Below are 18,415 nucleotides of genomic sequence, written 5' to 3' on the forward strand. Positions count from 1 at the left end.
GCTTCGGAAGGGGCCGGTCCCGGCCGGTGCGGGGCGGTTCGCGCTGCCGCCTGCCATCGTTGTCGAGGCCGCCGGAGAAGGCCGGGCCCCGATCCGCCGGGCGCCCGCCGGAGGCTGCGTTCGAACAGCGGGCGGCCCCGGCGTCCGCAGACGCCGGGGCCGTTCCTCCCCTGTGCTGACCCGGAGCCCCGAGCTCTCAAGGTCAGTTCCCGCGGGCCCCTGTCCCCGAGCGGCCCGCCTCCCGCTGAAGATCTCCCCAGGCCGGTCGGCATCAATCGTTGACCGGTGTCACTCGAACGTGGGGTCTTGGGTGGCGCAACCTCGTTTTCGAATAAGAGTTCGATAGCCTGGCGGGGCGACCACACGGTGACCGAGGACCAGAAGGGGGTGCCAGGACTATGGTGCGGCGCATCGATGTGACCGGAACCGACGGCGTACGCCTCGCGGCATGGGAGTTCGCCGACCCGCCCAAGGGGCGCGCGGAAGCGGACGGCGCTCCCGGGGTCTTACTGCTGCACGGGCTGATGGGCCGGGCCTCGCACTGGGCCCCGACCGCCCGCTGGCTCGCCGAACGGCACCGCGCGGTCGGCCTCGACCAACGGGGCCACGGCCGCAGCGACAAGCCCGCCGACGGCCCGTACACCCGCGACGCCTACGTCTCCGACGCCGAGGCCGCGATCGAACAGCTCGGGCTCGGCCCCGTCACCGTCGTCGGCCATGCCATGGGAGCGCTCACCGGCTGGCAGCTCGCCGCCAAGCGCCCCGACCTGGTCCGCGCCGTCGTCATCTGCGACATGCGGGCCTCCGCCCTCGGAGCCGCCTCCCAGCGCGAGTGGGGCGACTGGTTCGACTCCTGGCCGCTGCCCTTCGCCACCCTCGCCGACGTACGGAAGTGGTTCGGCGAGGACGACCCCTGGGTGGAGCGGCCGAACCCCTCGCGCGGCGAGTTCTACGCCGAGGTGATGGCCGAGAGCGAGGACGGCTGGCGCCCGGTCTTCTCCCGCCGCCAGATGCTCCGCTCCCGCGCCACCTGGGTCTTCGACGCCCACTGGGAGGAGCTGGCCCAGGTCCGGTGCCCCGCACTGGTGCTGCGCGGCCTCGACGGTGAGCTGGGCCGGGCCGAGGCCCAGGAGATGGTCCGCGTCCTGCCGCGCGGCCAGTACGCGGAGGTGGCGGACGCGGGCCACCTCGTCCACTACGACCAGCCCGAGGGCTGGCGGGCCGCGGTCGAACCCTTCCTGGAACAGCTCGCCGAGGACAACCGCGACGACCGCGAACCGGTCTCGCCGTAGCCCCCGGCCCGCACCCCTCCCCGAGGGCGGCGGCTCAGCCCTTGCTGACCGCCGCCAGGATCTCCGGCAGCCGCGCCGCCGTGCGCGGCGCGGCGACCTTCAGCCCCGCCCACCCGATGAGCGCCCCGTAGGCCAGCCCGCCCGGCACCATGAACCACAGCGCGTCATGGTGGTCCGAGAGGTGCATCCAGACCGTCGCCGCGATCACCGGCGACGCCAGCAGCGCGGCGGCCAGCATGCCGCCGAGGATCGAGATCCAGGCCAGACCGCCCTGCCCCGGCACCACGTTCTTGAACGCGCCCTCCTGCGGAATCGAGTACGGGAACAGCGCCGAGGCCACCGCGCCCGTCGCCACCATCGAGCTCAGCAGCGCGAACGACAGGCCCAGCGCGCCCGGCAGCGACCGCCAGTCGCCGATCATCGCCGCCGTCACCACACACACGACCAGCGTGAACGGCAGGGTGAGCAGCAGCAGGACCAGCGCCCGCGCCCGCAGTTCGACATACGCGTCCCGGGGCGAGGAGATCGTCAGCGCCACCATCCAGAAGGCCGAGGTGTCCTGGCCGAACTGGTTGTACATCTGCATGCCGAGCATTCCGGCGGCGAAGCACGCGAAGTAGACCGAGCCGGTGCCCTGGACGGCGTTGAGCAGCGGCACGATCGCCCCGACCGCCAGCGCCGTCACCCAGGCAGCCTTGGTCTTCGGGTCCCGTGCCACGTACCGCAGACTGCGCTGCATCACCGTCGCCGTGCGGCCCTCCGGCAGCAGCGCCGACAGACCGCCCCGGCCGGAGTCCTTTTCGCGGCTCGGCTCCGCCGCGGCCAGGGTCGAACCGTCCGGCGCGGTCATCAGCTTCACCAGGCTCCGCCGCCACATCCACATCAGCGCCACCAGGGCGGCGACCGTGATCAGGAGCTGGACGACGGCGATCCCGTACGCACCGTCCGACGCTGCGTCCACCGACGCCACCGCCGAAGCCCCGGGCAGCCAGCGCACCACGTCCGCCGCCGGGTCCAGCGTGGAGAGCCCGCCCGCCTGACCGAGCCGCTGCGCGCCGAAGTTGACGAACTGGATGCCCACCGCGATCACCAGCCCGCTGAGCACCGCGAGGTCGCGGCCCTTGCGGGAGTTCAGCAGCCGTACGTTGGCCGTGGCCACCGCCCGCGACAGCGCCACGCACAGCAGCATCGTCAGCGGGGCCGCGAGCACCGCGAACACCACCCCCGCCGCCCCGTGCGCCAGCGCCAGGACCGAGCCGACCACCAGACACAGGGTGAACAGCGGACCGATGCCGACCATCGAGGACACCAGCAGCGCCCGGACCAGCGGCTCGGGCCGCAGCGGCAGCATCACCAGCCGGGTCGGGTCGAGCGTGTCGTCACCGCTCGGGAAGAACAGCGGCAGCACCGCCCAGCCGAGCGCCACCACCCCCGTGAGCAGCACCACGACCGTGCCCGCGTGCTCGTTGCCGCGCAGCAGCACCAGACCGAGCACCTGGCCGGCGGCGAGCAGCAGGCTGACGACGAGCGAGGCGATGAACGCCGCCCTGCGCCCGGACGACTGCCGCAGCCCGTTGCGCAGCAGCGTCAGCTTGAGCCGTACGAAGACCGGGGTCAGACCCGTCGTCGGCGCGGCCGGGGCGGCCGCGGTGACCGGGGCGTCCAGCACGCTCATCGGGCGCCGCCCAGCCAGTCGAGGGAGTCGCCGTTGTCCCGGCCGCCCGCGCCGACCAGTTCGAGGAAGGCGTTCTGCAGTGAGGGGGCGTCGCCGCGCACCTCGGCCAGCGTGCCCCGCGCCTTGATCCGGCCCGCCGCCATCACCGCGACCCAGTCGCACAGCGACTCGACCAGCTCCATCACATGGCTGGAGAAGACCACGGTCGCCCCGGACCGGGTGTAGCGCTCCAGCACACCGCGGATCGTCTGCGCCGAGACCGGGTCGACGCCCTCGAACGGCTCGTCCAGGAACAGCACTTCGGGGTTGTGAAGCAGGGCCGCCGCGAGCCCGATCTTCTTCCGCATACCGGTGGAGTAGTCCACGACCAGCTTGTGCTGCGCCCCCGCGAGATCCAGCACGTCCAGCAGCTGGGTGGCCCGCTTGTCCACCTCGTCGCCGGGCAGTCCGCGCAACCGGCCGTTGTACGCGAGCAGTTCACGCCCGGAGAGCCGTTCGAAGAGCCGCAGCCCCTCCGGCAGCACCCCGATCCGGGACTTCACCTCGACCGGGTCCTTCCACACGTCGTGGCCGGCGACCTCGATCCTGCCCTGGTCGGGCCGGAGCAGACCGGTGACCATCGAGAGCGTCGTCGTCTTGCCCGCCCCGTTGGGCCCGACCAGACCGATGAACTTGCCCGCGGGCAGCTCCAGATCGATCCCCGCGACGGCGACCTGTTCCCCGAACCGCTTCCACAGCCCCTGTACCCGGACGGCGGGCCGCACCTCGTGCGCCCCGCCGGTCACCGCGTCCGTCGCCGCGTCCGTCCCGGTGTCCGTCTCTGTCCCGGTGTCCGTCTTCGTTCGTGCATCTGCCTGGTCCGGCATGGCACAGCCTTTCGATATCCCCACGTGGTGGGGACCACCCTACGAAAGGCCGTCCCGGCCCTACGAAACGCGGGCGCGGGCGTCGGCCGCCTCCCGGGCGCAGGCGTACGCCAGCGGGCTGATCAGCTCGTCCACATCGGGCAGCCAGCGGTTGGCGTGGGTGGGCTTCCGGGCCCACTGCACGGCCCCCCGGGCGCCGAACCGGGTGGGCGGGGCGGCGATGTAGTGGCCCTCGCCCCGGCCCGTCAGGTCGATCGCCTCGGCGTTCCAGCCGAGCGCGCGCACCAGCTCGGCGGCCTTGGCGGCGGCCCCCGGCAGCACGAAGAACAGCATCCGGCGGTCCGGAGTGCGGGTGACCGGGCCGAGCGTCAGGTCCATCCGCTCCATCCGGGCCAGCGCCAGGAAGCCCGCGGACTCCGGCACCTCCAGCGCGTCGAAGGCCCGGCCGGTCGGCAGCAGTACCGAGGCGCCGGGCCGCCGGGTCCACATGCGCCGGGCCGCGGCCCCGCTGCCGGTCGCCTGGCCCGCCCAGTCCGGCCGGTCCGCGTGGGCCCCGGGCAGGGCGCAGCCGGCGTCGCCGCACGAGCACCGCTCCGCGCCGCCCACCGCCTCCAGCCAGGTGCCGGGGAACACGTCCCAGTGACGCTCTTCCGCATACCGCACCGCGGCGTCGAGCAGCGGCTCGCTCCGCTGCTGAGGGACCTGCGCGGCTTCCGTGACTCCGATGGGCTCTTCCACGTCCAGCACAACTCCCGCCGTCACCAGGGGTTACGGCCTCCCCTGAACCGGGGCCCGGCGCATCGATCCTGCACGCGGGGCGCATCGGTGCATGGGCGGGGGCGCGCGTGCGGCGTCGCACCGAAGGAGGGGTAACCACCTCCAGGACCGCCGCCCGGGACCGTGCTCGGGCCCCCGCGACGGTGCAACGCGCCATGTCCGTACCGAATGCCGATGGAATATGCGCATTTCTTGTGTATGTGCCGGGCAGTGATCCCTTCCACCGATCACTGCACATAACCGATGTTTCAGGGGGACATATGGCTGCAAGGCCTCTCGTAGCCCGCCAGCCCAACGAACGGCTCCAGACGCTCATCCAGGAAGCCGCCTGTTCCAACGCGGGCCTCGCCCGCCGCGTGAACATGGTCGGGGCCGAGCGCGGTCTCGACCTGCGCTACGACAAGACCTCCGTGGCCCGTTGGCTGCGCGGACAGCAGCCCCGGGGCCGGGCCCCGGGGATCATCGCCGAGGCGCTGGGCCGCAAGCTCGGCCGTACGGTCACGATCGACGAGATCGGCATGGCCAACGGCAAGAACCTGGCCTCCGGCGTCGGCCTCCAGTACGCACCGACCGTCGCCGGGGCCGTCGAGCAGGTCTGCGAGCTGTGGCGCAGCGACGTGGGCCGCCGCGATCTGCTCACCGGCTCGGCGGTCGCCGCCTCCGCGCTGGTCGAGCCCAGCCGGGACTGGCTGATCTCGGGCCCGGACGCGCAGGTCGAGCGGGCGGCGGGGGCCCGGGTCGGGATGTCCGACGTCGAGGCGGTGCGGGCGATGACCACCGCGCTGACCGACCTCGACCACCGCTTCGGCAGCGGCCACGTGCGGCCGGTGCTCGTGCACTACCTCAACAGCGTGGTCTCCGGGCTGCTTTCGGGCGCGTACCGCGAACAGGTGGGGCGGCAGCTGTTCGGCGCGGTGGCCCGGCTCACCGAGCTCGCCGGCTACATGGCGGTCGACACCGGCCAGCCCGGTCTCGCCCAGCGCTACTACATCCAGGCGCTGCGGCTCGCCCAGGCGGCGGGCGACCGGGCGTACGGCGGCTATGTGCTCGCCGCCTCGATGAGCCATCTCGCCGCCCAGCTCGGCAACCCCCGCGAGATCGCCCAACTGGCCCGCGCCGCGCAGGAAGGCGCCCGGGGCCAGGTCACCCCCCGCGCCCAGGCGATGTTCTACGCGGCGGAGGCCCGGGGCCACGCGCTGCTCGGGGACGCCCGGACCTGCAACGCGGTGGCGGGGCGGGCGGTCGCCGCGCTGGAGCAGGCGGGGCCGGACTCCGGCGACGACCCGGCCTGGATCCGGCACTTCGACGCGGGCTACCTCGCGGACGAACTGGCCCACTGCCACCGGGACCTGGGGCAGCCGGAGCCGGCCGCCCGGCGGGCCAAGGAGGCGCTGGCCGCGCTGCCGGAGACCCGGGCCAGGCGCCGGGGCATCGCGCTGGTGCTGCTGGCCTCGGCCCAGGTGCAGCAGCGCGAGGTGGAGCGGGCGTGCCACACGGGGACCCGGGCGATGGAGCTGCTGTCGACGGTGCGTTCCAGCCGGGGCGCCGAATATCTCGACGATCTCCAGCAGCGGCTCACGCCCTTCGCCGAGGAGCCCGCGGTACGGGAGTTCGGCGAGCGGCTGGAGCTCCAGGCGGCCTGAGGGAAGGCCGTCGCCGACGCGGTCCGGGCCGTGTCCGCGGCGGTCCGGCCGCCCGGCCACCCCTTAACAGCGTCGTCGGGCCGCCGGATGTTACCGGCCCTGTGAAGGGGTCGTGAGGGGCACCACGCGCTTGGCGGAGGCGGGCGACCACCCGATAGCGTGAGCCGACGATTCCGTAGGTTCACACGTAGGAGTCCCGGTGACGCAGAGCGGACAGGGCGGACAGGGCGGCGAGCACCAGCTCCCCGCCGCACGACCCGCGCACGAGGGTGTCGTGCTGCCTGCCGACGGCGGCGCCCCCTGGATCCCGGGTGCGCCCGCGGCCGGGCAGGGCGGACAGCAGGGCGCGCCCGCGGGCGGTCAGCCGTGGGGCGGGCAGTGGGGGCCGCAGTCCGCCGGACCGCCGCAGCCGGACCAGCAGGCGCAGGGGCACTACGGCTACCCGCCGGCACAGCCCCTGCCGCCCGCGCAGCAGCAGTCGCCGGGTGCCCCGGAGACGTATCAGCAGCCCGGGGCGTACCAGCAGCCCCAGCAGCAGCCCGGCGGGTACCTGCCGCAGCCGCAGCAGTCCCAGCAGCCCGGTGCGTATCAGCCGCAGCCGTACGGGCAGCAGGAGCAGCCGCACCAGCAGGCCCAGCCGCCGCAGCAGCACCAGCCGCAGCCGTACGCGCAGCCGCTGCCGCCGGAGGCCGGGCCGGGCGGTCAGGGGGTTCCGGGCGGTCCGGGGGCTCCCGGTGTTCCCGGCGGTGACGCGGACGCCACGCAGTACATCGCGCCCATCCCGGGCGGCCCCGGCCCCGTGGCCCCCCAGCCGGGCGGCGGGGACGCCGACGCGACCCAGTACATACCCCCGGTGCCCGGAGGAGCCCCGTACGGGATCAGGCCGGGCGCGCCGGGGGACCGGCAGCCGCCCGCGGAGTTCGACAACCTGTTCCGTACGGAGGAACCGGCGGGCGCCACCCAGCAGATGCCACAGTTCGACGCGGGGCAGCAGCCCCCGCAGCCGTACCAGCAGCAGCCCCCGTCCCCGTACCAGCAGCAGGGCTACCCGCCCCAGCAGCAGCCCCAGGGCGGTGCGTTGCCGCCGCAGGCCCCCGGGGGCTACCAGTCCGGTCTCCAGGGCCTCCAGGGCCGCGCGGAGCAGGACGGGCCGCCGCCGCAGCAGGACGAGGCTCCGCGCCGGCGGGGCGCACACGTGCCGCTGATCGCCGCGGTCGTCGTCGGCTGCGCCGTCATCGGGCTCGGCGCGGGCGCGCTGATGAGCGGCGGCGACGACTCCGGCAAGGACGACAAGCAGCCGGTCGCCGCGCAGAGTTCACCGGCCGGGGCCGAGCCCACCGCCAAGGCGGCGCCGGACCCGGCGAAGCCGCAGGCCGAGGCGTTGGACAAGCTGCTGGCCGACAGCAACAACAGCCGGGCCGCGGTGATCAGCGCGGTCGAGAAGATCAAGTCCTGCAAGGAGCTGGACCAGGCCAACACCGATCTCAAGGGCGCCGCCCAGCAGCGCCGTGACCTGGTGACCCGGCTCGAAGGCCTGACCGTCGACAAGCTTCCGCAGCACGCCGAGCTGACCGCCTCGCTCAACCGGGCGTGGAAGGCCTCGGCGGCCGCCGACGAGCACTACGCGACCTGGGCCCGGCAGGCCAAGAAGAACAAGTCCGTCTGCAAGGGCGGCCAGGCCCGGTCGACGAACGAGACGGCCAAGGCCAACCAGCAGAGCGGGGTGGCCACCCAGGCCAAGCGCGAGGCGTCCAAGCTGTGGAACGCCATCGCGGTGAAGTACGGCCTCACCAAGCACACCTACGTGGAGCTCTGAGCCCACGGGCCCTGACGGGCGCCCCGGAGGCCCACGAAGGACCTCAGCCGCGCGGGGCGTCCGTCAGGGCGTCGGCGACGTCCACGAAGCCCTTCTTCTGGGCGGTGAGACGGCCCTCGCGGACCACCTGGAACGTCACCTTCGTGTTGACGATGCGCGGGTAGCTCAACGTGCCGACCAGGTCCTTGAAGCGCCAGCGGAGCTTCGGCGTCAGGCCGCCGGTGTCCACCTCGACGCCCCGGTTGAGGGCGGCCACGACCCGCCCCGAGGTGACGTCCTCGTCGCCGAGCGCCCGGACGGCCGCCCGCAGTGCCGTGTACGCGATCCACGTCGTCTGCACGGCCGTGTCGTCCACGTCGATGCGGTTGTCGCCGAAGGCGTACTTCCCGACCACCTCGCGCATCTCCGTCCAGCGCGCGTTCTTCGCGTCCGGGTACCAGCCGGTGACGTACGCGCCCTCGAAGGGGCTGTTCCGGCCGCCCGTGCGGTCGATGAGCGGCTGGCTGACGCTGCCCAGCACGGAGGAGATCCTGACCTGCTCGCCGTCCGGCTCCAGCCGGCGGAAGGAGTCGAAGAACGTCTCCGTACGGGCCCCGAGCACCGCCGTCACACAGCTGCCGTCGGACCGCTCCAGCGCCTGCGTGGCCTGATCGTCGTAGGACGTGGCGTCCAGGGGGGCCACGATGTCGGTGGAGGCGGGCCGGCCGGCGGCCATCAGCCCGTTGTTCAGGAGCGGCGGCATGCCGTCGCCGCCGATCGAGTCGGGCCGCACCAGCGAGACCCGCTCGCAGCTGCCGCCCAACTGCCGCCCGTGACCGGCCAGCAGGGCCGGCTGGCCGCCGTTGACCGGGTACGAGAGATAGCTGCTGAACTCTTCGGTGGAGGCGCCGTAGCCGCCGATGTACGGGACGCCGCCCGCCTCCAGCGCGGGCATGAAGCTCTGCCCGTGGCGGCTGTACGAACCGACGACGGCGGCCACCTTCTTCTCGACGGCCTCCCGCGCGCACCGCTCGGCGCCGATCGCGGTGTCGCCCTCGTCGCAGACGACGACCCGCAGCTCGCGCCCGTCGATGCCGCCGGTGTCGTTGACCCAGCGGGCGTAGGTCTGGGCCATCGCCGGCACCCCGGACATCTTCACCGCGTTGATGTCGTCCGACCGGTCGGGCGCCCACGTCATCACGGTGACGGGCTCCCTGGAGCCCCCCGAGACTCCAGGGAGCACACCGCAGCCGGACAGCAGCACCGCCCCCGCCGCCGCCGTACTGATGACGCCCGGGAAGGGGCGGGGAAAGGTGGGGCGTCGCCGTCCGGTCATGAACCAGGACACTTCCGGGCCCCGGGTAACGGCGCGGTGTGCCGTTCTCAACGCACGGTGACGTCCAGGTGAATTACGGGGGCCTGTGCGGGGGCGGTGTGAAGGAACGTACGATCGAACATCGTGCAGCAAGGTTCGGAGAACTCTTCCCGTCGCGGCCGTCGCTCCTCCACCATGGGCGGCATGCCGCTCACTGACATGCCGTGGTGGCGCTGGCGCACCAACGTGCGCTCGGCGCTGCACATGCTCTCCGACCCCGTCTTCCACCACGAGTGCTGGCTCGCCGGCCGGGAAGGGTACGGGGACGTTACCGACGCCGTGTACCGCCTGGTCGAGGACACCTGGCTCGACAACTGGTCCGCCGAGAAGTACGTCGGCACCATATTCAGGGACTCCGCCGAGGCCGCCGCCGTGGACGCCGCCGCCCTGCGGGTGCTGCGGATCATGCACCAGGTCGGCGCGGACGCCCCCGTCTCCGCCTATCTGGAGCACCACGGCTGGCCCGAGGCCGTCCAGTCGGCCCGCGAGGCCCATGTGATGCTCGCCACCAACGACGCGGAGGATCCGGACATACCGCCGCGCTCGCTGGACGTCATCCGCATCATGACCAGGGCCGCCTAGGGAGCGGCGGGTGTGGCACCCTACGAGGATGACCGCGCCGCAGCCCGCCCCCTCCGCCACCTCGGACGCCGCCGCGACCGAGCAGTACGTCCTCACGCTCTCCTGCCCCGACAAACAGGGCATCGTGCACGCCGTGTCGAGCTATCTCTTCATGACCGGCTGCAACATCGAGGACAGCCAGCAGTTCGGGGACCACGACACGGGCCTGTTCTTCATGCGCGTCCACTTCTCGGCGGACGCCACCGTCACCGTGGACAAGCTGCGCGCCAGCTTCGCCGCGATCGGGGAGGCCTTCCGCATGGAGTGGCAGATCCACCGGGCCGCTGAGCGCATGCGGATCGTGCTCATGGTCAGCAAGTTCGGCCACTGCCTCAACGACCTGCTGTTCCGCTCCCGTACCGGCGCGCTGCCGGTCGAGATCGCGGCCGTCGTCTCCAACCACACGGACTTCGCCGAGCTCGTCGCCTCGTACGGCATCCCCTTCCGGCACCTCCCGGTGACGAAGGACAACAAGCCGGAGGCCGAGGCGCGGCTGCTGGAGCTGGTCCGCGAGGAGGACGTCGAGCTGGTCGTCCTGGCCCGCTACATGCAGGTCCTCTCCGACGACCTGTGCAAGCAGCTGAGCGGCCGGATCATCAACATCCACCACTCGTTCCTGCCGAGCTTCAAGGGCGCCAAGCCCTACCACCAGGCGCACGCGCGCGGGGTGAAGCTGATCGGCGCGACCGCGCACTACGTCACCGCCGACCTGGACGAGGGCCCGATCATCGAGCAGGAGGTCGAGCGCGTCGGTCACGACGTCACGCCGGACCAGCTGGTCGCCATCGGCCGGGACGTGGAGTGCCAGGCGCTGGCGCGCGCGGTGAAGTGGCACGCGGAGCGGCGGATCCTGCTCAACGGCCGCCGTACGGTGATCTTCGCGTAGGGCCTTCTGTCCTTCAGAGCCTGCTGAGCGAGGCCGTCGCGAAGAGCACGTCGCGGATGGCCTCGCGGTCGCCCTCCTGGCCCGCGGCCGCCTCCACCGGCGAGATGTGGCCCGCGACGAGCCGGCACAGCTCGACCCCGTCCAGGGCCACCTGCGCCACCGCGCGCTCGGGGGAGCCGACGGCGGCGGGCGAGTCCAGCGCGATGTACCAGTCACCCCCGCCGTGGCCCTCGATCTCCAGATGGAGCGAGCGGCCCGGCGCCCCGGCCGTGACGAGGTCCTTCGCCGGTGCGGCCAGCCCGGCGCGGCGGCGCTTCGCGAGCGCGGCCGGAAGCATCCGGGCCGCCAGGTCGATCATCCGGTGCAGATGGGCCGCCGACGGGTCCTGGTACGGGTAGTCGACGGCGTCGGCGATGTCCCCGCCGTGCACCCAGCACTCGAAGGACCGCTCCAGCAGGGCGTCCTGGAGCGGCAGTGCGAAGGCCCCGTAGGAGACGGAGGTCTCGGCGACGTTCCGCCCGGCGAAGGACGCCGTACGGATCAGCTCGTGGCTCTGCGCCCGCCAGGGCTCGCGGACGGCCCGGGTGGCCGGCGGTCCGTCGGCCGACCAGTACGTCTCGGTGCGCTCGGTCGGGTCCAGCGGCACCTCGCCGCCGCCGAGCGGGTCGTCCAGGCCGAGCGCGGCGGACAGCAGCCCGTCGACCGCCAGCAGATGGCCGATCACCCCGGCGACCGTGGTCCGGCGGCTGACGTGGTGCTCCTCCTCGAACCACTGGAGCCGCACCGGGGCGTGCCACTCGGAGTCCCCGATGTCCCGGAGGAGCGCGTCGAGCCGGGCGGTCTCGGCGTCGTACGGGGCGGCCCACTCCGGCACCGGGATCCTGGCCGGGCGGCGGCCCAGGCAGCCGTCGATCACCCGGGTGCGCAGAGTCGGATCGAGGTCCAGCGAGCCGTCGGTGTGCAGCAGCCCCACCGCGTCCCGCAGCCGCAGCGCCTCGTCCGCGCACGCGGCGCACGCGGTGAGGTGGTCCTCCACGGCGGCGGTCTCCTCCGCCGAGCACGCGGACAGCGCCCAGGCGCCGAGCAGGGCCTGGAGGACGCGGTGCGGGAGGACCGGGGCGGCGGAGGTCATCAGCGGCTCCGGGGCGTCCGTGTCGGAGGGGTCCGGCGCATCGTCCGGCGCCGCCCGGCCCTCCGCCGCCCCGGCCTGCTCCGGCACGGTCTCGGCGGAGGCGTTCCGGGAGGCGCTTCCGGAGGCGTTCCCGCCGGGCGGCAGCGGAGGCAGCGGCACCGACTCCAGGTCGAGGTCGTCCGCCGCACCGCGCGGTCCCGGTATCCGGCGAGCGCCGCGCACCTCCTCCTCGCCGCCCTCGCTCTCGCGTCCGTCGCCACTCACCGGACCCGTCCGTAACCGGGTGGCGAGGACCCTTCGAGCGGGCGGGCGTTCGCGGTGGACAGCAGCTGGAGGCCCAGCCGGAGCCGACGGCGCGCCTCGTCCTCGGTGACCCCGAGATCGACGGCGGTCTGCCGGTAGTCCCGGCGCTGGATGTACGCCAGCTCCAGGGCCTGCCGCAGCGGTGCGGGCATCGAGGAGACGATGTAGTCGGCGCGGGCGGCGGCCGTGGCGCTGCGCACCCGCCGCTCCAGCTCCTCCGGGTCGGGCGCCGTGCCCTCGCCGTGCTCCTCCTCGTAACGGGAGGCCGCGGCGCGGCGCAGCCGCTGGACGGACCGGCGGTGGGTGAGACGGGCCACCCAGGAGCGCATCGAGCCCTGCTTCGGGTCGTACGCCTCGGGGTTCTCCCAGACCTGGGCGAAGACCTCGCGGGTCACCAGGTCGGCGGCGTCCTCGTCGTCGAGCATCCGGTGCGCCTGGCTGTGGACGAGGGCCGCGAACCGGTCGTAGAGCTCGCCGAGCGCGGCCGCCTCGCCGCGGGCCAGCCTCTGCTGCATCCTGCGGTCCCAGCGGGGTGCCGTGTCCTTCGCCATGAACCCCCCAGCCCCCGGCCTGTCTGCCCAGCTCCGTGATCCACCCTGTGCCCGTGAGGACCGAATGTAGTCCGCCCGGTGTGCGACGCACGCGCCTTTGCGTCAACTCCCTTTCCGCTCCCCTTCCGCGACGCGTGGCCGACGACGGTAGTCGATTTTCGGCCCGGATGCCTCCCTGGCCGCTCTGATCAGCGGAAACGGGCCGAACTGCGCCTTTCCACCGGAAACCTCCTGGGCCTGGACGGGCGCGTCGGTGTTTCATGGAGGCGCGGTTGGGCAGCCGCGAGGAGGAACGGAAACTTCCGGATTTGCCGGAAGCCCCGGAACGAGAGGTCCAGTCGCGTGACGCTGAAGGTGGACGAGGCGGAGCAGGGCTCCTGGACCGTGCTGCGCATGAGCGGCGAACTCGATCTGGTGACGTCACCCGTCGTGCGCCAGTCCGTCCACGAGGCGGTGGCGGAGGGGCAGCACGATGTGGTGCTCGATCTGTCCGAGGTGTTCTTCTGCGACTCCAGCGGCGTCGGTGTGCTGATCGCCTCGCGCCGGCTGATGAAGTCCTGCGGCGGCCGGCTGCGGCTGATCCTGCCGGCCCGGGGGGCGGAGGACGGTTCGCACGTCAACAAGGTGCTCGGTGCGCTCGGCGTGCGCCGGCTCTTCGACGTCTATCCGGACGCGCTGTCGGCCACCGACGAGGAGTGCAGGCCGCTCAGCGCCTGAAGCCGCGGGCGCCGATGCGAGGTTGTCACACAGGAAGAGCCGCGCGGTGACACGTGACCGCTCCGGGCGTCGTACGCTCCCCGCATGGACAGCGCAGAGTACGAGCGAAAGATCGCGCACCGCTTCGCCGCCTTCGACCAGGACGGCAACGGCTACATCGATCGCGCCGATTTCAACGCCGCAGCCGCCCGTCTGCTCACCGAGTTCGGTACGACGGCCCGCTGCGACAAGGGGCAGGCGCTCTACACCGGGGCCGAGGCCTTCTGGCAGGGCATGGCGGGCATCGCCGACGTGGACGGGGACCAGCGGGTCACCCGTGAGGAGTTCGTGGGCGGGGCGGTGAAGCGGCTCCGGGACAATCCCGAGCGGTTCGCCGAGATCGCCCGGCCGTTCCTGCGGGCGGTCATCGCGGTCGCGGACGGCGGGAACGACGGCAGAGCATCGGTCGCGGAGGTGGAGCGGGCGCTCCGGGTCCTCGGCGCGAGCCCCGAGATCGCGGGCATCGCCGCCCAGAGCCTGGACACGGACCGGGACGGCCGGGTCGCGGAGAGCGACGTGGTGGCGGCGTTCGCCGTGTACTTCACGGTGATCGAGCCCGACGCGTAGTCACTCCCGGCGTTACGGGGGCGGCGCGACCGCCCCCGTAACGCCTCGCTCATCCGCCGAACCGTTCCCGCAGCCGGTACTTGAGCACCTTGCGCAGCGTCTCGTTACGGGGCAGGGCGTCCAGCAGCTCCAGTCGCTCGGGCACCTTGTGGACGGACAGACCCGCTTCCCGCAGGTGGGCCGAGAGTTCGGCCAGCGTCAACGGCGGGGCGCCCGGCGGCTGTTCGACCACCGCGCAGACGCGCTCGCCGCGTTCCGGATCGGGCAGGCCGATCACCGCCGCGTCGGCGACGGCCGGGTGGGTGTGGAGCAGGTCCTCGATCTCCTTGGCGGAGATGTTCTCGCCCTTGCGGATGATGATGTCCTTCAGCCGCCCGGTGAGCGTGAGGTGCCCGCTCTCCCGGACCCGGCCCAGGTCACCGGTGATCAGGAACCCTTCCGCGTCGAAGGCCGCCGCGGAGGCCGCCGGGTCCAGATAGCCCCGGCAGACCGCCTCCCCGCGCAGCCGCACCTCGCCCTCCACGCCGTACGGCAGCGGCTTGCCGTGCTCGTCGGTGATCCGGATCTCCATGCCCTGCGGCGGCCGGCCCTCGGTCAGGGCCAGGTGCTCCGCGGTGTCGTCCGGGGCGCCCATGGTGATCATCGGGACCTCGGTCATGCCGTAGCCGTGGGTGAGCTGGACGCCCATCTCCCGGACCACCGCGTGGTAGACCTCCGGCGGCTTCGGCGCGCCGCCGCCCGCGAGGAGGCGGAGGGAGGGGATGAGCGGCCGGTCCGGGGCCTTGCGCTGCTCGGCCAGGAACATCGCGTAGAACGCCGTCGAGCCGCCCGCCACGGTCACCCCGTGGAGCCGGTACTCCGCCAGCGCGTCCGGCAGCGCGAACTGCTCGAACATCACCGCGGGGAACCCGTACAGCAGCAGCATCACCGTGTAGTCGGGCCCGGCGACATGGGCGTACGGGAACGCCATCGAGCCCACGTCGTCCGCGTCGAGCTTCAGCGCGTGGGCGAGGCACGAGCCGCCCGCGATCAGGGAACGGTCGGTGTGCAGCACGCCCTTGGGGTCGGAGGTGGTGCCCGAGGTCCAGTAGATCCAGCGGACCTCCTCGCCGCAGGCCGGTTCCGGCGGAGGCGGCAGGACCGCCGGGTCGCCGTCGGGCAGGACGTCGTACGCCTCGAAGACGCGGGGCGGGTCCGGGAGTCCGGCGGCGATCCGCTCGGCCATCGCGGTGTGGTCGAAGCCGCGCCACACACCGGGCACGGCGAAGAACGCGGCCCCCGACTCGCGCAGCGCGAACCGCACCTCGCGGTCCCGGTAGAACGGGATGACCGGACTCTGCACCGCCCCGAGCCGGGTCAGGGCGAAGGAGAGCACTGCCGTCTCCAGCCGGGTCGGCAGCTGCCAGGCCACCACGCTGCCCGCCCGCACGCCCATTCCGTACAGCCCGGCGGCCACCCGCTCCGCGTGGTCCCGCAGCTCGCCGAAGGTCAGGCTCCGGTTCTCCTGGAGCAGGACCGGCCGGTCCGGGGTGAGGGCGGCGCGGCGTTCGATCAGCTCCCAGAAGGTGCGGGAGGAGCCCAGGGCGTGGGCGGTCGCGGTCACGTCGTTCACGGCGGTCACAGGGATCCCTCCGAACTGACGGCCAGTCAGATATTGCGCAGAGCGTAGGGCTCCGCGCCTTGTCGGTCCAGGGGTGCGGGGCTAGCCTGAGTTCGCAATCGCATCTGACGGACCATCAGAAAGCGTCCGGGGCCTGGGGTTCGCCGGGTGCTCCCGGGTGCGCGGAGGGACGGCACACACCATGACGGACACGGAACTGCCTCGGATCGTCAGCGTCGACGACCATGTGATCGAGCCCGCGCACCTCTTCTCCACCTGGCTGCCCGCGAAGTACCGCGAGCGCGGCCCGCAGCCGCTCACCGCGGGCATCGGGGAGCTGGCGTACACGGGCGGGAAGTACGTCATTACGATGGACCCGGACGGGCCGCCCACCGACTGGTGGATCTACGAGGACCTGAAGTTCCCGTACAAGCGGAACATCGCCGCCGTCGGCTTCGACCGCGACGACATGACCCTGGAGGGCATCACCCGGGCCGAGATGCGCCCCGGCTGCTGGGATCCGGCCGAACGCCTCAAGGACATGGACCTCAACCACGTCGAGGCCTCCCTCTGCTTCCCGACCTTCCCGCGTTTCTGCGGGCAGACCTTCGCCGAGGCGCACGACAAGGAGGTCGCCCTCGCCTGTGTGCGCGCCTACAACGACTGGATGGTCGAGGAGTGGTGCGGCGACAGCGGCGGCCGGCTGATCCCGCTCTGCATCATCCCGCTCTGGGACATCGACCTGGCGGTCGCGGAGATCCGGCGGAACGCGGCGAGGGGCGTCCGCGCGGTCACCTTCTCCGAGATCCCGACCTACCTCGGGCTGCCGTCCATCCACACCGGCTACTGGGACCCGTTCTTCGCCGTCTGCCAGGAGACCGGCACGGTCGTCAACATGCACATCGGCTCCAGCTCCCAGATGCCCGCGGCCTCCCCGGACGCACCCCCCGCCGTGCAGGCCTCGCTCTCCTTCAACAACGCGATGGCCTCGATGATGGACTTCCTCTTCAGCGGGGTGCTGGTGAGGTTCCCGACGCTCAAACTGGCGTACAGCGAGGGCCAGATGGGGTGGATCCCGTACGCCCTGGAGCGCGCCGACGACGTCTGGGAGGAGCACCGGGCCTGGGGCGGGGTGCGCGATCTGATCCCCGAGCCGCCGTCCACGTACTACTACCGCCAGATGTTCTGCTGCTTCTTCCGCGACAAGCACGGCATCTCCGCGCTGGACGTCGTCGGCCGCGACAACGCCACCTTCGAGACCGACTACCCGCACGTGGACTCGACCTTCCCGCACACCAAGGAGGTCGCCCTCGACCACGTCAAGGGACTGGACGCGGAGACCGTCCACAAACTGATGCGCGGAAACGCGATCCGCATGCTCGGCCTGGACCTGGACAAGTAGGCGGGGACGGCGGTGGATCTCGCGTACACGGAGGCAGAGGAGGAGTTCCGGCGGCGGCTGCGGGAGTGGCTGGCCGCCGTCCTGCCCGGACTGCCGCCGAAGCCCTCGCCGGACGACTGGCCCGCGCGCCGGGCGTACGACACCGCCTGGCAGCGGATGCTGTACGACGCCGGGTACGCGGGCCTGCACTGGCCGGCCGACGCGGGCGGGCGGGGCGCCACCCCGACCCAGCACCTGATCTATCTGGAGGAGACGGAGAAGGCCGGGGCGCCCTACGTCGGCGCGAACTTCGTCGGGCTGCTGCACGCCGGGCCGACCATCGCCGCCGAGGGCACGGCCGGGCAGCGGGCCCGCTGGCTGCCGCCGGTGCTGCGCGGCGACGAGATCTGGTGCCAGGGGTTCAGCGAACCGGACGCGGGCTCCGACCTGGCCGCGCTGCGGACACGGGCGGTGCGCGACGGCGACGACTACGTGGTCAGCGGGCAGAAGATCTGGACCTCGCACGCGGAGGTGGCCGACTGGTGCGAGCTGCTGGTGCGGACGGACCCGGACGCGCCGAAGCACCGGGGGATCAGCTGGCTGGCGATGCCGATGGACGCGCCCGGCATCACCGTCCGGCCGCTGCGCACGCTCGCCGGGTCCACCGAGTTCGCGGAGGTCTTCCTCGACGAGGTCCGGGTGCCGGTACGCAACCGGGTCGGGGCCGAGAACGACGGCTGGCGGGTCACCATGGTCACCCTCTCCTTCGAACGCGGCACCGCCTTCGTCGGCGAGGTCGTCGCCTGCCGCCGCACCCTGGACGCCCTCGCCGACGAGGCCCGGCGCAACGGGCGCTGGGACGACCCGGTGCTGCGCCGGCGGCTCGGCCGCCTGAACGCCGAGTTCCGGGCCCTGTGGCGGCTCACCCAGCGGAACGTGGCGGAGTCGGAGCGTACGGGCGGCGTCCCCGGCATCGGCGGCTCGGTCTTCAAGCTGCGCTACTCCGGGGCCCGCCAGGAGCTGTACGAGGCGGCGGCGGAGGCGCTGGGCGCGGCGGACGCCTTCGACCTGGACCGGGAATGGGTGCTGGACCGGCTCTCCTCGCTCTCCTACACGATCGCCGCCGGCACCTCCCAGATCCAGCGGAACATCGTCGCCGAGCGCATCCTCGGCCTGCCGAAGGGGCGCTGAGGCC

At 72.9% G+C, this 18,415-nt stretch carries 16 protein-coding genes; 9 read left to right on the top strand and 7 right to left on the bottom strand.

Annotated elements, in window-relative coordinates; all coding sequences use genetic code 11:
- Positions 1-398 precede the first annotated feature (398 nt).
- Positions 399-1,292: an alpha/beta fold hydrolase gene (locus tag KV381_RS21645; RefSeq protein WP_030083249.1), complete on the top strand. Its 894-nt coding sequence runs from the start codon at positions 399-401 to the stop codon at positions 1,290-1,292.
- Between the two features lie 34 nt (positions 1,293-1,326).
- On the opposite strand, the gene KV381_RS21650 is transcribed toward KV381_RS21645, so the two are convergent.
- Genes KV381_RS21650 through KV381_RS21660 form a run of 3 tightly spaced genes read right to left on the bottom strand, consistent with a single transcriptional unit; the run spans position 1,327 to position 4,580 of the window.
- Positions 1,327-2,967: a transporter gene (locus tag KV381_RS21650; RefSeq protein ID WP_218786032.1), complete on the bottom strand. Its 1,641-nt coding sequence runs from the start codon at positions 2,965-2,967 to the stop codon at positions 1,327-1,329.
- Positions 2,964-3,833, bottom strand: coding sequence for an ABC transporter ATP-binding protein (locus tag KV381_RS21655; RefSeq protein WP_218786033.1), 870 nt, complete (start codon positions 3,831-3,833; stop codon positions 2,964-2,966). Before KV381_RS21655 ends, KV381_RS21650 begins: the two co-directional genes overlap by 4 nt.
- Positions 3,834-3,893: 60 nt before the next feature.
- Positions 3,894-4,580 (bottom strand): bifunctional DNA primase/polymerase, encoded by a 687-nt coding sequence (locus tag KV381_RS21660; RefSeq protein WP_030083255.1) that lies wholly within the window; start codon positions 4,578-4,580, stop codon positions 3,894-3,896.
- A gap of 290 nt (positions 4,581-4,870) precedes the next feature.
- Here KV381_RS21660 and KV381_RS21665 point away from each other — a divergent pair, with 290 nt between their 5' ends.
- The gene (locus tag KV381_RS21665) at positions 4,871-6,253 is read left to right on the top strand and encodes a hypothetical protein (protein ID WP_030083256.1); all 1,383 of its coding nucleotides are present in this window, start codon (positions 4,871-4,873) and stop codon (positions 6,251-6,253) included.
- 199 nt (positions 6,254-6,452) lie between these two features.
- Positions 6,453-8,069 (top strand): hypothetical protein, encoded by a 1,617-nt coding sequence (locus KV381_RS21670; RefSeq protein WP_218786034.1) that lies wholly within the window; start codon positions 6,453-6,455, stop codon positions 8,067-8,069.
- Between the two features lie 43 nt (positions 8,070-8,112).
- Here KV381_RS21670 and KV381_RS21675 read toward each other — a convergent pair whose 3' ends face one another.
- Positions 8,113-9,384: an ABC transporter substrate-binding protein gene (locus KV381_RS21675; RefSeq protein ID WP_218786035.1), complete on the bottom strand. Its 1,272-nt coding sequence runs from the start codon at positions 9,382-9,384 to the stop codon at positions 8,113-8,115.
- A 174-nt stretch (positions 9,385-9,558) separates the two neighbouring features.
- Here KV381_RS21675 and KV381_RS21680 point away from each other — a divergent pair, with 174 nt between their 5' ends.
- Complete coding sequence (locus KV381_RS21680; protein WP_030083262.1) at positions 9,559-10,005, top strand: hypothetical protein; 447 nt, start codon at positions 9,559-9,561, stop codon at positions 10,003-10,005.
- Between the two features lie 28 nt (positions 10,006-10,033).
- Complete coding sequence (purU, locus tag KV381_RS21685; protein ID WP_030083264.1) at positions 10,034-10,930, top strand: formyltetrahydrofolate deformylase; 897 nt, start codon at positions 10,034-10,036, stop codon at positions 10,928-10,930.
- Between the two features lie 13 nt (positions 10,931-10,943).
- On the opposite strand, the gene KV381_RS21690 is transcribed toward purU, so the two are convergent.
- Positions 10,944-12,326: a zf-HC2 domain-containing protein gene (locus KV381_RS21690; RefSeq protein WP_218786036.1), complete on the bottom strand. Its 1,383-nt coding sequence runs from the start codon at positions 12,324-12,326 to the stop codon at positions 10,944-10,946.
- Positions 12,323-12,916 (bottom strand): RNA polymerase sigma factor, encoded by a 594-nt coding sequence (locus KV381_RS21695; protein ID WP_030083268.1) that lies wholly within the window; start codon positions 12,914-12,916, stop codon positions 12,323-12,325. Before KV381_RS21695 ends, KV381_RS21690 begins: the two co-directional genes overlap by 4 nt.
- 342 nt (positions 12,917-13,258) lie before the next feature.
- Here KV381_RS21695 and KV381_RS21700 point away from each other — a divergent pair, with 342 nt between their 5' ends.
- Positions 13,259-13,633: an STAS domain-containing protein gene (locus KV381_RS21700; RefSeq protein ID WP_030083270.1), complete on the top strand. Its 375-nt coding sequence runs from the start codon at positions 13,259-13,261 to the stop codon at positions 13,631-13,633.
- Positions 13,634-13,717: 84 nt separating this feature from the next.
- A complete protein-coding gene (locus KV381_RS21705) occupies positions 13,718-14,239 on the top strand; it encodes an EF-hand domain-containing protein (RefSeq protein WP_030083272.1) in 522 nt (173 codons plus the stop codon).
- Between the two features lie 49 nt (positions 14,240-14,288).
- Here KV381_RS21705 and KV381_RS21710 read toward each other — a convergent pair whose 3' ends face one another.
- Positions 14,289-15,860 (bottom strand): class I adenylate-forming enzyme family protein, encoded by a 1,572-nt coding sequence (locus KV381_RS21710; RefSeq protein ID WP_218786037.1) that lies wholly within the window; start codon positions 15,858-15,860, stop codon positions 14,289-14,291.
- A gap of 181 nt (positions 15,861-16,041) precedes the next feature.
- On the opposite strand from KV381_RS21710, the gene KV381_RS21715 reads away from it, so the two are divergent.
- Positions 16,042-17,241 carry an amidohydrolase family protein gene (locus KV381_RS21715; RefSeq protein WP_218786038.1) on the top strand — a complete coding sequence of 400 codons (1,200 nt, stop codon included), beginning with the start codon at positions 16,042-16,044 and terminating at the stop codon, positions 17,239-17,241.
- A 12-nt stretch (positions 17,242-17,253) separates the two neighbouring features.
- Complete coding sequence (locus KV381_RS21720) at positions 17,254-18,411, top strand: acyl-CoA dehydrogenase family protein (protein WP_103537600.1); 1,158 nt, start codon at positions 17,254-17,256, stop codon at positions 18,409-18,411.
- Positions 18,412-18,415 lie beyond the last annotated feature (4 nt).

Origin of the sequence: Streptomyces sp. WY228 (assembly GCF_019287315.1) — a bacterium.
GTDB classification, from domain to species: Bacteria; Actinomycetota; Actinomycetes; order Streptomycetales; family Streptomycetaceae; genus Streptomyces; species Streptomyces caviscabies.